The organism is Runella sp. MFBS21 (assembly GCF_029433105.1).
Lineage (GTDB): Bacteria > Bacteroidota > Bacteroidia > Cytophagales > Spirosomataceae > Runella.
Genome location: NZ_JARNTW010000019.1, coordinates 84,678 through 99,135, shown reverse-complemented (window position 1 = coordinate 99,135; position 14,458 = coordinate 84,678). Strand labels below are relative to the sequence as shown.

General features: G+C 40.4%; 15 protein-coding genes. 13 read left to right on the top strand and 2 right to left on the bottom strand.

Annotated elements, in window-relative coordinates:
* Positions 1 to 15 precede the first annotated feature (15 nt).
* The 4 genes from cysD (at position 16) to P1X15_RS25625 (ending at position 3,862) form a co-directional block, all read left to right on the top strand.
* Positions 16 to 948 (top strand): sulfate adenylyltransferase subunit CysD, encoded by a 933-nt coding sequence (gene cysD, locus P1X15_RS25640; RefSeq protein WP_028663768.1) that lies wholly within the window; start codon positions 16 to 18, stop codon positions 946 to 948.
* A gap of 97 nt (positions 949 to 1,045) precedes the next feature.
* Positions 1,046 to 2,293, top strand: a complete 1,248-nt coding sequence (locus tag P1X15_RS25635) for a sulfate adenylyltransferase subunit 1 (RefSeq protein ID WP_277340994.1) — start codon at positions 1,046 to 1,048, stop codon at positions 2,291 to 2,293.
* Positions 2,294 to 2,687: 394 nt separating this feature from the next.
* On the top strand, positions 2,688 to 3,230 hold the full coding sequence (locus tag P1X15_RS25630) for a peroxiredoxin (protein ID WP_409049707.1): 543 nt from the start codon (positions 2,688 to 2,690) through the stop codon (positions 3,228 to 3,230).
* Between the two features lie 47 nt (positions 3,231 to 3,277).
* On the top strand, positions 3,278 to 3,862 hold the full coding sequence (locus P1X15_RS25625; RefSeq protein ID WP_277340992.1) for a carboxymuconolactone decarboxylase family protein: 585 nt from the start codon (positions 3,278 to 3,280) through the stop codon (positions 3,860 to 3,862).
* Positions 3,863 to 4,030: 168 nt separating this feature from the next.
* Here the strand turns inward: P1X15_RS25625 and P1X15_RS25620 are convergent, their stop codons facing one another.
* The gene (locus tag P1X15_RS25620) at positions 4,031 to 4,807 is read right to left on the bottom strand and encodes a LytTR family DNA-binding domain-containing protein (protein WP_277340991.1); all 777 of its coding nucleotides are present in this window, start codon (positions 4,805 to 4,807) and stop codon (positions 4,031 to 4,033) included.
* Positions 4,808 to 4,950: 143 nt separating this feature from the next.
* Between P1X15_RS25620 and P1X15_RS25615 the strand changes: the two genes are divergently transcribed.
* The 9 genes from P1X15_RS25615 to P1X15_RS25575 all read left to right on the top strand — a co-directional run bounded on the left by P1X15_RS25615 (position 4,951) and on the right by P1X15_RS25575 (position 12,815).
* A complete protein-coding gene (locus tag P1X15_RS25615; protein ID WP_277340990.1) occupies positions 4,951 to 5,550 on the top strand; it encodes a hypothetical protein in 600 nt (199 codons plus the stop codon).
* A 30-nt stretch (positions 5,551 to 5,580) separates the two neighbouring features.
* Complete coding sequence (locus P1X15_RS25610) at positions 5,581 to 7,674, top strand: protein-disulfide reductase DsbD (RefSeq protein ID WP_277340989.1); 2,094 nt, start codon at positions 5,581 to 5,583, stop codon at positions 7,672 to 7,674.
* 79 nt (positions 7,675 to 7,753) lie between these two features.
* On the top strand, positions 7,754 to 7,918 hold the full coding sequence (locus P1X15_RS25605) for a hypothetical protein (protein ID WP_157585003.1): 165 nt from the start codon (positions 7,754 to 7,756) through the stop codon (positions 7,916 to 7,918).
* Positions 7,890 to 8,369 carry a DUF6169 family protein gene (locus P1X15_RS25600; RefSeq protein WP_277340988.1) on the top strand — a complete coding sequence of 160 codons (480 nt, stop codon included), beginning with the start codon at positions 7,890 to 7,892 and terminating at the stop codon, positions 8,367 to 8,369. The genes P1X15_RS25605 and P1X15_RS25600 overlap by 29 nt, the downstream gene beginning before the upstream one ends.
* The gene (locus P1X15_RS25595) at positions 8,366 to 9,442 is read left to right on the top strand and encodes an LptF/LptG family permease (RefSeq protein WP_277340987.1); all 1,077 of its coding nucleotides are present in this window, start codon (positions 8,366 to 8,368) and stop codon (positions 9,440 to 9,442) included. Before P1X15_RS25600 ends, P1X15_RS25595 begins: the two co-directional genes overlap by 4 nt.
* The gene (locus P1X15_RS25590; protein WP_277340986.1) at positions 9,439 to 9,705 is read left to right on the top strand and encodes a hypothetical protein; all 267 of its coding nucleotides are present in this window, start codon (positions 9,439 to 9,441) and stop codon (positions 9,703 to 9,705) included. The genes P1X15_RS25595 and P1X15_RS25590 overlap by 4 nt, the downstream gene beginning before the upstream one ends.
* Positions 9,695 to 10,030: a type II toxin-antitoxin system RelE/ParE family toxin gene (locus P1X15_RS25585; RefSeq protein WP_277340985.1), complete on the top strand. Its 336-nt coding sequence runs from the start codon at positions 9,695 to 9,697 to the stop codon at positions 10,028 to 10,030. Before P1X15_RS25590 ends, P1X15_RS25585 begins: the two co-directional genes overlap by 11 nt.
* The gene (locus P1X15_RS25580) at positions 10,027 to 12,399 is read left to right on the top strand and encodes a M1 family metallopeptidase (protein ID WP_277340984.1); all 2,373 of its coding nucleotides are present in this window, start codon (positions 10,027 to 10,029) and stop codon (positions 12,397 to 12,399) included. The genes P1X15_RS25585 and P1X15_RS25580 overlap by 4 nt, the downstream gene beginning before the upstream one ends.
* Positions 12,400 to 12,422: 23 nt before the next feature.
* Positions 12,423 to 12,815 carry a RidA family protein gene (locus tag P1X15_RS25575; RefSeq protein WP_277340983.1) on the top strand — a complete coding sequence of 131 codons (393 nt, stop codon included), beginning with the start codon at positions 12,423 to 12,425 and terminating at the stop codon, positions 12,813 to 12,815.
* A gap of 33 nt (positions 12,816 to 12,848) precedes the next feature.
* On the opposite strand, the gene P1X15_RS25570 is transcribed toward P1X15_RS25575, so the two are convergent.
* Complete coding sequence (locus P1X15_RS25570; RefSeq protein WP_277340982.1) at positions 12,849 to 13,916, bottom strand: mannose-1-phosphate guanylyltransferase; 1,068 nt, start codon at positions 13,914 to 13,916, stop codon at positions 12,849 to 12,851.
* Positions 13,917 to 14,458 lie beyond the last annotated feature (542 nt).

Sequence of the window (14,458 nt, the reverse complement as noted above, 5' to 3'; positions counted from 1 at the left end):
CAGACACGATATATCATGTCAAATACCCAAAATTTAGAGTCTAGTAGTCAGCGTAAAAATTATCTAGACCAACTCGAATCCGAAGCTATCTATATCATGCGTGAGGTAGCGGGGCAATTTGAGCGTCCTGCCTTGTTGTTTTCGGGCGGAAAAGATTCAATCACGCTTGTTCGTTTAGCACAAAAGGCATTTGCTCCGGGCAAAATCCCTTTTCCTTTAGTACATATTGATACAGGGCACAACTTCCCCGAAGCCATTCAATACCGCGATTGGCTAGCCAATGAAGTAGGGGCCAAACTGATTGTGCGTCAGGTAGAAGATACAATCAAAGCCAAAGGCTTAAAAGAACAAACGGGGAAAAATGCTACGCGCAATTGGCTCCAAACTTACACCTTGCTAGATACTATCGAAGAGTTTGAGTTTGATGCCTGTATTGGAGGTGCCCGCCGCGACGAAGAAAAAGCACGGGCCAAAGAACGTATTTTTTCTTTCCGTGATGAATTTGGGCAATGGGACCCCAAACGTCAGCGGCCAGAATTGTGGAATTTGTTTAATGGCAAAATTAGCAAAGGAGAAAACGTACGGGCGTTCCCGATTTCGAACTGGACCGAACTAGACGTATGGTCGTATATCGAACGTGAAAAAATTCCGCTACCTACCATTTACTTTTCACATCAGCGCGAAATGATTTTGCGCGATGGTAATTTACTAGCCAATGCCGATTTTATTTACAAAGATGAGGCCGATGTCATAGTGACTAAGACCGTACGTTTTCGCACGGTAGGAGATATGACTTGTACGGCAGCAGTAGAATCAGAGGCCGATACTATCGAAAAAGTAGTCAACGAAATCAAGGCTACGCGTATCAGCGAGCGTGGTGAAACCCGTATCGATGACCAACAAACCGAGGCGGCTATGGAAGACCGCAAAAAGGGTGGATATTTTTAAATTTCTTTCATTACCCCGCAGTGGCAGTTGTCTGGTAGGGTAGTTAAAAATAAATATTTAAAATAATAAAAAAATCCTCATTGGGGATTTAGGGGCTATGGACATTCTAAGATTTATAACCGCAGGTAGTGTTGACGACGGTAAAAGTACCCTTATTGGCCGCTTGCTTTACGATACAAAAAGTATTTTGGCCGACCAAATGGAGGCCGTAGAACGTGCCAGCAAAACCAGAGGCGATGGCGAAATTGATTTGGCATTATTGACCGACGGGCTTCGTTCGGAGCGAGAGCAAGGAATTACGATTGATGTCGCTTACAAATATTTTCAAACGCCCAATCGTAAGTTTATTAGTATAGATGCACCAGGGCATATTCAGTATACTCGCAATATGGTGACGGGTGCTTCTAATGCCGACTTGGCCATCATCCTGATTGATGCGCGTCAAGGGGTTGTAGAGCAAACTCGCCGCCACTCTCTTATTGCTTCGTTGCTGGGTATTCCGCATATTGTAGTGGCTGTCAATAAAATGGACTTAGTGGGGTATTCGGAGGATGTATTTTTGCAAATAGCGCAAGAATACCAAAAACTAGCTAGCAAACTCAATATCAAAGACCTCAAAATCATTCCTGTAAGTGCTTTGGCTGGTGACAATATCGTTGATAAATCTGAAGCGACGCCTTGGTATACGGGCGAAACAATGCTTCATTATCTCGAAAATGTGGACGTACTAAACGACCTTAACCTGACTGATGCGCGTTTTTCGGTACAGTATGTGCTTCGCCCTCAAACCGAAGAGTTGCACGATTATCGGGGATATGCAGGGCGGATTCAAAGCGGTGTTTTCCGAAAAGGAGACCCTATCACCGTACTTCCTTCGGAGCAAACCTCCAAAATTTCCAAAATTGAAATATATGGAGAAGAAGTAGAAGAAGCCTCGGCACCTCAATCGGTGACTCTTTTGCTTGAAACGGATGTAGATATTAGCCGTGGTGATTTGATTAGTGGCAATGGCAATCAGCCAGTGTTAAGCCAAGACGTAGAAGCTACGATTTGTTGGATGGACGACCGTAAGGAACTAAAAGTAGGTAATAAATACACCCTCCAGCATGGTACTACGCGCGTTCGTTGTTCTATAAAAGGAATAGAATACCGCATCGATATCAACAATTATGAACAATTGGAAGATGTTGAAAGCCTCAAGCTAAACGACGTGGCCAAAGTGGTGATTCGTACGGCAAAACCATTGGCCTACGATTCATATCAAAACAATCGTGCCAATGGTGCGGCTATCTTGATAGATGAAACCTCCAACGTGACCGTAGGAGCATGTATGGTGGAAGCTTAGACAAAGCATAAAAATTATAATATATAATATTGCAGAAATCCCTCAACTCAAAAAGTTGGGGGATTTTGTTTTTGGACAACAATAACTCAGAGTATCGTCATTCTTGTCATCTTCCTAAATTTCCACTACTGACTTTGGTCAATATTGGGGATTTTTTATGGGTAGCTTCAAAAAGTAATGCTCTCAAAATCAATTTTTTAAAAATAGATATTGATAAAATCTATCAATCAATAGAAAATATTGATTTGATATGAGAGGTGATTTAGTACAGTTTTGCATCGTTATCAAAATTATACTTTTCAAATATGAAAATGCGTAATTTTGATTAAAATAAATATTGAAATTGTACAAAAATAATTTTCACCATTAAATAAAAACAATCATGGCTAGCCGTATGTTGGGATTGGGAGCTCAGTTTCCCACATTCAAAAAGACTTCAGTCGTGTCTTTGGAAAAAGGCAATGAATTTTATGATATAACTTCAGAAGACCACAAAAACGCCGACAAATGGATGGTTATGTTTTGGTGGCCTAAAGATTTCACGTTTGTGTGTCCTACCGAAATCGCCGCTTTCAACCAAAAAGTAGAGGATTTCTCAGACCGCGATACTATTCTTATTGGCGCTTCTACCGATTCTGAGTTTGTGCATTTGGCATGGCGCAAAAACCACGAAGATTTGACAGGGCTTAAATTTCCAATGTTGGCCGATACCTCCAAATCATTGGCCGAAGAATTGGGAATTTTGGAAGCCAACGAAAAAATTGCTTATCGTGTTACGTACATTGTTGACCCGCAAGGTATCATTCGTTGGGTTTCGGCCAACGACCTTTCTGTAGGACGTAACGTAGATGAAGTATTGAGAGTATTGGATGCTCTCCAAACAGATGAACTATGTCCTTGCAACTGGAAACAAGGCGAAGCTACGCTCCAAGCATAAATTTTCAATAAAAAGGGAAGTGCTCCTTTTACTAACTTTCTACAACTATGTTTGGAACAATTAGTGAAACCAAAAAAAGCTTACTGGCCGAAGTAAATCTGCCTGCTGAGTTTGAAAGTCTTTTCTTAGATCGTCTCAATGAGGCCGATCATCGGTATATCAAAGACCTCAAAATCAACGTTGCCAATGCCTTGAAAGCGCCTTCTTTGGGCGAAAAAGATGCTGTATTGTTGGCTTTGGGTGTTGCTATCAACGAAAAATCAACCGCTCTCATCGCCTCTTTGGAGGCATTGGCGCAGCAGCGTGGAGTTTCAGAAAAAGAGCTCAATGAGGTAGCGGCTTGTGTATCGCTCATGAATGCCAACAACGTATTTTATCGTTTTCGGCATTTTATGAACAAAGAATCCTACAACAATATGCAAGCAGGAATTCGGATGTCTATCATGATGAATCCTGTCTTGGGGAAAGAATTCTTTGAACTGTTGAGTTTAGCGATTTCAGCGGTTAATGGTTGTGAAATGTGCGTCACTTCCCACGAAGCTTCCGTAAAATCGCATGGTGCTTCGGAGCAGCGAATCTTCGACGCAGTGCGTTTGGCGGCTGTTTTCAAAAGCTTCATTACGTTATTGTAAGTAGTTTAAGCGTTGCGTTATTTACATCAACGAACTAAAAAACAAAAATAGAGGTGTATATACGCACCTCTATTTTTGTTTATACTTATTCACAGTTATCAAAAGGTAATCCCTCGTGAGAGAAATAATAGAAGTTTTTTAGTTGTGAAGTGGGGGGTTGCAAATACTTTAAAGTTCTAATAAACTGCGTATGTTGTCGGAGAACGATTGCCCTGAGGTAAGTTTTGTAGATTTTTTGTCGTTGAGAACCAAGATAAATTTCCCGTCAAAATGTTTTTGAACTTCCTTAAGATGACGGCTATTAAGGATTGCTGCACGGCTAATTCTGACAAAGTAAGAGGGCAGTTTTTCTTCTAAAACAGAGATTGTATAGCTTGTGAGGTATTTTTGACCTTCTTTGGTTGCTAAAAATACATATTTGTCTTCCGCTTCAAAGTAACTGATTTCTTCAAAAGGAATGAGCAAGATTTTGTCAGCAAATTTGACCGAAATAGCATGAAGTTCTTTTTTGGGTTTGAGCTGTTCAATTAATTTTAACAAATTGGCATCAAAACCTGTGCTTGGTGTACTGTCGGTCGGAGCGGTGGCCCATCTACTTTTAAGTTTCTCAATAGTTTTAGTAAGTCTTTCATTTTCAATGGGTTTTAGTAGGTAGTCGATAGAGTTTTCCTCAAAAGCGCGGATGGCGTATTGGTCATAGGCTGTAGCAAATATTACCATAGGCATAAACGAAAGCTGCGCTAGCATTTCAAAACCATTTAAGAGGGGCATTTCGATGTCGAGAAAGATAAGAGCAGGGCGTAGACTTTCAATCATAGTAAGCCCTTCGGCTCCATTGCTTGCTTCTCCTATCACTTCAAAAGTATCGCCAAATTGGGAGAGGAGACGGCGCAAGCGTATGCGGGCGAGAGGTTCGTCGTCGATAAGAAGGGTTGTGAAAGTCATGGCTATTAGAAAAACAAAACTCCAAAAAACACATTACTAAGCATAAAGGGCAATTTACCAAATTTTGGCTTGAACCAAACATTAGCGCGCGGCGTTTTTATGGTGCTAAGGATAATGCACTAACTTTGAACCAAAAAATTGCGGTGAATCATAAACTATTTATTGGGTACGTATTAAGTTTTGGCTTGTTTTTTGTCGGATGCCATTCAGAACAGAGGCTGGAAGGCTCCAAAGAAGCAGTAGATAAAATCAAAAGTATGCAAATAAAGCGGGTTACTCCTCAGCAAGTAGTAGCCATAGTGGACGATTGGGGAGCACGCATAGTAAAGCAAGCTCAAGCCTCATGGGAATCAGCACAGCGGCAGTCTCCAAATGCAGAACTAGCCAAGCTGTGTAAGCTCGAAGGCGTCAAAAAAATAGATTCGTTGGAGGCCTTATATGGAGTGCAGATTATGTTGCTGGGACAAAAAGACGTCAAAAATCCTAATCTTTCTAGTAAAGAGCAGGAAGTAATAGATGCGTATGTATATAATGCCGAAAATAAAATTTCACAAATCACAAACATTCAAAAACTAGGAGATTCGGTATTGATATATACTTCTCCTATTCCCCAAGACCACATGATTTGTAAGGAATGTTTTAAGGACGACGCCACACATTTGGGGATTTGGCGTATTAAGTTTTTAAAGAATGAAGTAGTAAGAAAAGTAGATGCCAAATCGTTGGAAAAGAAAAAGAAATAACCTTCAGAGGAGCCAATTCCTAACTATGATATGAAAAAGACAATGGTAAGTAAGTTTATGAGACAGATTTCTGTGCTTTATATGCTTTTGATAGCATTTTCTCCCCTTTTTGCTCAAATCCAAAACCACGCTCAGTGGTCGTTTGAAGGCCCTAAAAAAGAAGTAAAAGTAGGAGAAGTGGTAGAAGTGAAGTTTACCGCTACTATCGACAACGGGTGGTATCTTTACTCTAGTGAGTTTCCAGCAGAAGGCCCTACCAAAACAGAGATTAAGTTTAAGAAAAACCCTACGTTTGAAGTAGTAGGAAAAATAAAACCAGTAGGATTTCATGAAAAATACGATGAAATCTGGGAAGGAAATGTAAGCATTGCAGAAGACAAGGCTTCCTTTGTTCAGAAAATAAAGATATTAAAAGAAAACCCAATCTTAGAGGGAACTATCGAAGGGCAAACCTGTACCGTGAAAGACGGACAATGTGTACTGACTAATGCTGATTTTAAAATTCCAGCTTTTAAAGTTATAGCCGCTACTGCCCCCGAAAAAACAGACGGTGTCGTTGCAGAAACCAAGACACCTTCCGCAGCAGTAGCAGACCAACCCGAAGTAGCAACTTCTAAAGAAGAACCTACTGCAAATGCTGAGGTGGCGGCGGCACCCCTTTCTCCCGCCCCTGAGCCGAGCAACCTAGCAGATGCTCCCGTCGAAGACCCCGAAGAGTCGCTTTGGAGTTTTCTTTTGGCGTGTTTTCTAGGAGGTTTGGCGTCGATTTTTATGCCTTGTATTTACCCTATCATGCCCATGACGGTGAGTTATTTCACGAAGCAAGAACACGGTACAAGCAAGGCGTTATTGTATGGCCTTTCGATTGTGGCGATTTTTACACTTCTAGGCTTTTTGGTATCAAGAGTAGGAGGTGCTCAAGCCGCCAATTTTATCAGTACCCACTGGCTGCCCAACGCCATCTTCTTTGTGGTATTTGTCCTTTTTGGCTTATCTTTTTTAGGTCTATTTGAAATTGTATTACCCAATTCTTTCGTCAATAGTGTTGACAAACAAGCCGATAAAGGTGGCTTGATTGGTATTTTCTTCATGGCTCTTACCTTGGTAGTAGTATCATTTTCGTGTACTGCCCCGATAGCCGGAACGCTACTTATTCTGGCTTCTAAAGGCAACGAAGTAATGCGTCCTGTGTTGGGAATGATTTTCTTTTCACTTCCTTTTGCGGTGGTATTTACAGGCTTGGCCATGTTTCCGAAGTTTCTGAAAAGTCTTCCTAAATCGGGCGGTTGGCTCAATGAGTTTAAAGTAGTTTTTGGTTTATTGGAGTTTGCATTGGCTCTCAAATTTTTATCAAATATCGACCTCGCTTACCGCTGGAATGTACTCGACCGTGAAATTTTCTTGGCACTTTGGATTGTGTTGTTTACGTTGATAGGCTTTTATGTGTTGGGCAAACTACGGATGGACAAAGACACTCCCGTCAAAGGCATTACGATTCCGAGATTGTTGATTTCGTCGGCTACTTTTGCTTTTGTGGTCTATATGATTCCAGGTATGTTTGGGGCGCCTTTGAGAGCACTTTCGGGCTGGTTGCCCCCTGAACAAACGCAAGATTTTTATTTGACTAATGCCGTAGGAAGCAGCACGACAAGCAGTTCCTCGGCGATAACAGATCGCAATAAGCCGCATTTGCCGCATGGCTTAGAAGGGTATTTTGAGTACGAGCAAGCACTTGCACAAGCCAAAGCCGCCGGAAAACCCGTTTTTATTGATTTTACGGGATTCAACTGTGCCAACTGCCGTAAAATGGAAGCCAATGTATGGCCTCAACCAGAGGTTTTGACAAGGTTGAAAAACGATTTTGTGATAGCTTCGTTGTACGTAGATGATAAGACGGAATTGCCTGATACTAAGAAGTTTGTTTCGACTTATGACCAAAAACAAAAAACAACGATAGGGGAGAAAAACGCTGATTTGCAAATTACTAAGTTTAACAACAATGCTCAGCCGTTTTATTGCTTAATAACCCCCGAAGGAGAGCTACTCACCCAACCCGTAGGCTACACAAGTGCCGAAGAGTTTACGCGCTTTTTGGATGAAGGGTTGGCAAAATTTAAACGTTAAAAATCCTTAAAAGAGGCAATCTTAAAGGAAATTCTATTATATTTTGCTAGTTTTGTAGCATTAATAATGCATATAAGCGATGGAAATTACAATCACCATTCCTGCTGGAAGCAAGTTAGAAGAGGTCGTAAGGAATATGATAAAAGATAAAAATGAAATTCATCAAGAATTGAGTAAAGGCAATACTTCTGTCATCACCCAAAAAGGCCGTAAAATTGTTCGAGTCTCCTTACCCAATCGTTGAAAATCCCGACGGTACTTATTCCTTTTTATCAGATTATGGCATTCATTATAGTATTGCCCTTTTTGATGCCTCTTTCCATTTCAACAACATTAGCATTCCCCATGGGAATATTGTAGAGTTTAGTTTCGGGGCTGATAAGGAACTTCCTGTTGACCAAAAGGTAACCGACACTATATTACAGTTCCTATTTGATTTTTTTCAAAATCCACAAAATGTACTGCTTTATGTGTGTGAGAGCATTGATCGTAAACAATTGCCTCGCAAAAGGGTTTTTGATAGGTGGTTTTTGAAATATAGTCATAGAGATTTAGAAAAATATGATTTTTCATTTTCTTTAGATGATGTTATTATAACGGGAGCGGTCATTATAGATGTAAAAAATACAGAGCGAGAGGTTCTGTTAAACGCTTTTTTAGAAAGCTATCAAGTTTATTCTGACTACAAATCATGAAAATCTTAGACAGATACATTCTCAAAAATTTTTTAGTTACTTACGTTTTTACAGTACTCATTACGCTACTGATTATATGCGTGATTGACTTTACGGAAAAAGTAGATAATTTTCGTAAGACCAATCCCTCGGCCAATGAAATTATCTTCAATTATTATCTCAATTTTATTCCGTATTATGCCAACTACCTTAGTCCATTGTTGGTATTTATTTCTACGGTTTTCTTTACGGCCCGTATTGCCGCTCGTACAGAAATCATCGCCATGTTTAGTAGTGGGATAGGGTTTTTGAGAATACTTTTTCCCTACATTATCGGTTCTACGATACTGGCAATCTTCACTTTTTATATGGTAGGCTGGGTGATTCCGCGTGCCAACAAAATCAGGCTGGCGTTTGAGTATAAGTACATTGAAGAACAATTTTATTTCAATCGTCGTAATTTTCATATCAAAGTTGCTCCCAAAACCTACGCTTATCTCGAAAGCTACAACAACTCTTCTCAGACAGGCTATAAGTTTACGCTTGAGCGTATTGAAGGAAATCAACTCAAAGAAAAACTGACCTCTGACCGTATCACGTGGGAGTCTAAAAAGAAAAAATGGGAGGTCTATGATTATAAGGTGCGCAAGTTTGAAGGTCAGAATGAGACCCTGACCCAAGGCACCAAAATTGATACCACTATCAATCTAAGTCCTAAAGATTTTGAGAATGATAAGAACCGATTTGAGGAGCTTACCCTTAGTCAACTCAATGACTATATTGATTTACTAAATCTACGCGGAGCGGATGGGGTACAGACCTATTTGCTCGAAAAATACACCCGTTTTACGCATCCTTTTGCTTTTATTATTTTGACGGTGATTGGGGTAGTAGTGTCGGCTCGTAAGAGTCGAAGAGGGTCAGGTTGGCAAATTGCGCTGGGTTTCATTTTAGCTTTTGTGTATCTGTTGTTCTTTATGTTGGCAAAAGGAATTGCCGAATCTGGGAAAATTCCGGCCGTAGCGGCTGTGTGGTTACCCAATGTGATTTTTGCAGGAATAGGTTTTGTCCTCTACAAAACGCTACCAAGGTGACAGAATATTTTATTAATTTTGATTATCAAAATACTCAGACCATGCGAATCATCATAGAAACCAAAGAACGTCACCGGAATTTGTTTTTGGAAATGGCGAAAGCCGTAAAAGCCAAAGTAAAAATCGAAGAAGACGAAACAGAGCGCCCTCCTACCAAAGAAGAGTTTTTGGATAGCCTCGAACGGTCTTTGTTGCAAGCGGAGCTTCATTCACAAGGAAAGATTAAGTTGAAAACGGCTAGAGAACTTTTTGATGAGCTTTAAAATCATAGCCGTTCAAGAGTTTGAGAGAGAACTTAAACGCCTTTCCAAAAAATATCAGTCTTTAAAATATGATTATTTGTCATTGGTAGAATCTTTAGAAGACAATCCACTTATGGGCACTTCTATTGGTAAAGACTGCTACAAAATTCGTATGCCTATCCGTTCAAAAGGCAAAGGGAAAAGTGGAGGTGCAAGAGTGATTACTTATGTTAAAATCGTAGATGAAACCGTTTATTTATTGAGTATATACGATAAAAGTGAACAGGCTTCTATATCAGAAAAAGAAATTACTAACCGACTTAATTCAATCAACAAACCCAAATGACTAAGTTATTTTTTTCTTTCTTGTGCTGTTTGTTAGGAGTGGTGGCACCGCTTATGGCACAGCCTCCCACCGCTAATTATCATGCTAATTCTCGTTTTGAGCAAATGGGCGCTCAGCTTCCTACTCCCAATACTTACCGGACTGCCTCGGGTGCTCCAGGGAAAGACTATTGGCAAAATCGTGTTGACTACGACATCAAAGTCGAAATCAACGACGAAAAACAACATTTGGCTGGTTCTGAAAATGTGACCTATTTCAACAACTCGCCTGACGAATTGAGGTATGTGTGGATGCAATTGGACCAAAATTTGTTTGCCAACAATTCGATGGCTTCCCAAACGCGCTCAAGTGCCGTCAATGAAAAAGGAATGCCTCTCAGCTCGGTGATGCGTACCATGATTGATAAAGACTATGGACACAAAATCACCTTGGTCAAAGACCTCAAAACTTCTCAGCCTCTACGCTATACCATCAACGAAACCATGATGCGTATCGAACTTCCTACGCCACTTCGGTCGGGGCAATCGTTTAGTTTTCAGATTGATTGGAACTACAATATCACCGATTTTAGATATGCTTCGGGGCGTTCGGGAGCCGAGTTTTTTGCTAAAGACGGTAATTTTATCTATGAGATTGCGCAGTGGTTTCCTAGGGCATGTGTGTATGATGATGTAAACGGCTGGCAAAACAAACAGTTTTTGGGACAAGGAGAATTTACTTTAGCTTTTGGAAATTATAAAGTAGCCATTACTGTTCCCAACGACCATATTGTGGGAGCATCAGGAGAACTACAGAATGCCAATCAAGTACTTTCGGCTACTCAACTCAAACGCCTTGAGCAGGCTCGTAAAACTTTTGATAAGCCTGTCTTGATTGTAAGCCAAGATGAAGCAACCCAAAATGAGTCCAATAAACCCAACGGTAAAAAGACATGGATATTCAAAGCGGATAACGTACGCGATTTTGCGTTTGCTACTTCTCGTAAATTCATTTGGGATGCCATGAACGTGGAACTTAACGGAAAAAAAATCATGGCAATGTCGTTTTATCCCAAAGAGGCCAACCCACTTTGGGGACAATATTCGACGATGTTGGTAGCGCATACCGTAAAAACATACTCTAAATTTACCTTTGATTATCCCTATCCCGTAGCACAGTCGGTACATGGGCCAGTGGGAGGGATGGAGTATCCAATGATTTCATTCAACGGTGCTCGCCCCGAAGCGGACGGTACTTATTCAAAAGGAACAAAAAATTTCTTAATACAAGTAGTAATTCACGAAGTAGGGCACAACTGGTTTCCGATGATTGTTAATTCGGACGAGCGCCAATGGTCATGGATGGACGAAGGCCTGAATTCATTTCTCGAATACCTTACTACCAAAGAATGGGACAGAGATATGGGGGGAGATGTAGCAGAGCCCCAAAATATCGTGGAGTATATGCGTACTACTCCTGATAAGCAAGTGCCTATTATGTCAAGTTCTGATAATATCATGGGTTTTGGGCCAAATGCTTATACTAAACCAGCAACAGGCCTGAATATCTTGCGTGAAACTATCATGGGACGTGACCTGTTTGATTATGCTTTCAAAGAATATGCTAATCGTTGGAAATTTAAACATCCTACTCCTGCTGACTTCTTCCGTACTATGGAAGATGCCTCTGGGGTAGACTTGGATTGGTTCTGGAAAGGTTGGTTCTATGGAGTGGAGCCCGTGGACCAAGACTTGGTAGAAGTAGAATGGTTTGCGGTAGATACCCAAAACCCTGACCTCAACAAAGCCGAAGCTAAAAAACAAGTCGACGAAAAACGCAATACTGTGGCTCGTCAACGCGACAAAGATTACATCAAAGAGTCGGTGGTAGAGAAAAATCCTGACATGAAAGATTTTTATAATACCTACGATCCTTACAAAGTAACCGACGCCGACAAGAAGAAATACGAAGCTTATCTGGCAAGTCTCTCACCTGATGAGCGTAAATTGGTGGAATCGGGCTTGAATTTTTATACTTTGAAAGTCAAAAACAAAGGTGGCTTGCCCATGCCTGTGATAGTGAAGATGCAGTTTGAAGACGGAACGGATTCGGTGGCTCGTTTTCCAGCGGAGATATGGCGTTTGAACGACCAGCAGGTGTCGAAGGTGGTGACGACGAAGAAGAAAGTGGTGCAATGGACGTTGGATCCCTATCGCGAAATCGCTGATATTGATGAAGAGAGCAATCATTTTCCACGTCAGCCAGCGCAGCCTACGCGTTTTCAGTTGTTTAAGTCTCAAGGTTTTTCACAAGGAACTTCAAATCCAATGCGTGAGGCTCAAAAAAGCCAACCGCCAAAGGCTGGGCAGCAAGGAGGTGCTAAAAATTAATCAATAACAACCATTTATTATACATGTCAAAAAGGGTAAATATTTCGTCAGGAGCTCCGTGGGAAGCGATAGTAGGGTATTCGAGAGCCGTAAGAGTAGGCAATATCATCGAAGTTACGGGGACTGTGGCGGTAGACGACAACGGGCCAGTAGGAGTAGGTGACGCTTATGAGCAGACTAAATTTATTATTCAAAAAATAGAAAAAGTCTTGGTTCAGGCTGGTGCCAACTTAACAGACGTGGTTCGGACTCGCTTATTTGTAACAGATATTGCCCAATGGGAAGCATACGGCAAGGCTCACGGAGAATTTTTTGGAGAAATACGCCCTTGTACTACGATGATAGAGGTGTCTAAGCTTATTGCACCAGAGTATCTGATTGAAATTGAAGCTACCGCGATTTTAGGGAATAACTAAAACAAAAAAGGGAGGCTAGCCTCCCTTTTTTGTTTAGATAAATTCACTCCCAAATTGCTTGGCATCTGCCACAAAATCCCTGACGCGTTGTTCGTCATCGATTTTACAAATCATCAGTACACCGCCGTGTTCGGCCACAATATAGCCTTCTAATCCCTGCACTACTACGAGTTTATCGCCAGAAGTCTTAATGATACATTTGGAGGTATCATAGAGCAATTGCTTGCCATTGACTACGTTTTGTTGATTATCTTTTTCCGATACATCATAGAGAGACTTCCAAGTACCCAAGTCAGACCAGCCCAAATCGCTTAACACTACGTATACATTTTCGGCTTTTTCCATAATGCCGAAGTCGATAGAAATATTTTTGCAAAGCATATAGGCTTTTTCAATAAAATCCTTCTCTTGCTCGGTATAATAATCTTTCTCTCCGGCTTCAAATACCTCTGCTACTTCTGGCAAATAGCTAGTAAATGCTTTTCGAATGGCTTTTACATTCCATATAAAAATGCCTGCATTCCATACGAAATCGCCACTTTCCAAAAATTTTATAGCAATATCTAACAACGGCTTTTCAGTAAATGTTTTTACTTTTTTGACGAGTCCATCTGCCGCCAGATATTGAATGTAACCGTAGCCTGTGTCGGGACGGGTAGGTTGGATACCTAATGTAATCAAAATATCATTGTTTTGGGCAGCTTCTACGGCTACTCCAATTTTCTCTCTAAATACATCTTCCTTCAAAATGATGTGATCAGCAGGAGCTACTATGACGGTTGCTTTGGGGTCTTTGCTAGCGATTTTATAGGAAGCATAGGCAATACAAGGGGCTGTATTACGTCTATTTGGCTCTAATAAAATTTGATCATCGGTTAAAAAAGGCAATTGCTCTTTGACTAGACCATAATACTCGGTACTGGTAACGATATATATATTTTCGGGAGGGCAAACGCCCTCAAATCGGCTTGCCGTCTGTTGAAGGAGAGATTTGCCGGTGCCTAATACATCGTGAAATTGTTTGGGGTTATTGTTACGACTAAAAGGCCAAAAGCGAGTACCTACCCCGCCTGCCATAATAATTACATAAGTATGATTCATTTGCCGATAGATTGATTTGGTAAATAAGTGGGATATATGTCGTAAAAAGCTTCAATACAAAGCTAATGCCTGTTGGTTTATTACGATTCAAAATGGTTAAAATCAGTATTTTATGGTTTAAAACGTAATAGCTAAAGGCGCTTTGCTGACTAAAAATAAAACTAATATCGGAAGTTATTCATTATTTAAGCGTTTTGTAGCAGTAATTTTTAAATTGTAAATCTACGCTTTCCGTTAAGGTTAGCCAAAAAAGGTTGACAGATAAAGTACCTCTGAGAAAGGAATTTATCAAAAAATGATATGAGACGTTTAACGTGGATGGTTCTTAGAATTGCTCTTTTAGGTATATTTTAAGAAAAGAGCCCATATATCCTTATAAAAAAAATTGGGGGATAAATCAAAATGGGAAGGCAATGCTCGTCTCTAAAGCACTTTTAGGAGTCTTTAAGTATGTATTGCCAGAAAAAACATTTGGATTTTTCAAATAAAAAAAGCCTATATAAAGATTTTTTATATAATGATTAAAATAAAAAATTGTAAAT

Bases quoted from the DNA above. Each gene is read 5' to 3' on its own strand.
- P1X15_RS25575 (WP_277340983.1), top strand. From the start codon at position 12,423: ATGTCAAAAAGGGTAAATATTTCGTCAGGAGCTCCGTGGGAAGCGATA.
- P1X15_RS25635 (WP_277340994.1), top strand. From the start codon at position 1,046: ATGGACATTCTAAGATTTATAACCGCAGGTAGTGTTGACGACGGTAAA.
- P1X15_RS25620 (WP_277340991.1), bottom strand. From the start codon at position 4,807: ATGACTTTCACAACCCTTCTTATCGACGACGAACCTCTCGCCCGCATA.
- P1X15_RS25625 (WP_277340992.1), top strand. From the start codon at position 3,278: ATGTTTGGAACAATTAGTGAAACCAAAAAAAGCTTACTGGCCGAAGTA.
- cysD (WP_028663768.1), top strand. From the start codon at position 16: ATGTCAAATACCCAAAATTTAGAGTCTAGTAGTCAGCGTAAAAATTAT.
- P1X15_RS25595 (WP_277340987.1), top strand. From the start codon at position 8,366: ATGAAAATCTTAGACAGATACATTCTCAAAAATTTTTTAGTTACTTAC.
- P1X15_RS25585 (WP_277340985.1), top strand. From the start codon at position 9,695: ATGAGCTTTAAAATCATAGCCGTTCAAGAGTTTGAGAGAGAACTTAAA.
- P1X15_RS25580 (WP_277340984.1), top strand. From the start codon at position 10,027: ATGACTAAGTTATTTTTTTCTTTCTTGTGCTGTTTGTTAGGAGTGGTG.
- P1X15_RS25605 (WP_157585003.1), top strand. From the start codon at position 7,754: ATGGAAATTACAATCACCATTCCTGCTGGAAGCAAGTTAGAAGAGGTC.
- P1X15_RS25610 (WP_277340989.1), top strand. From the start codon at position 5,581: ATGAAAAAGACAATGGTAAGTAAGTTTATGAGACAGATTTCTGTGCTT.
- P1X15_RS25570 (WP_277340982.1), bottom strand. From the start codon at position 13,916: ATGAATCATACTTATGTAATTATTATGGCAGGCGGGGTAGGTACTCGC.
- P1X15_RS25630 (WP_409049707.1), top strand. From the start codon at position 2,688: ATGTTGGGATTGGGAGCTCAGTTTCCCACATTCAAAAAGACTTCAGTC.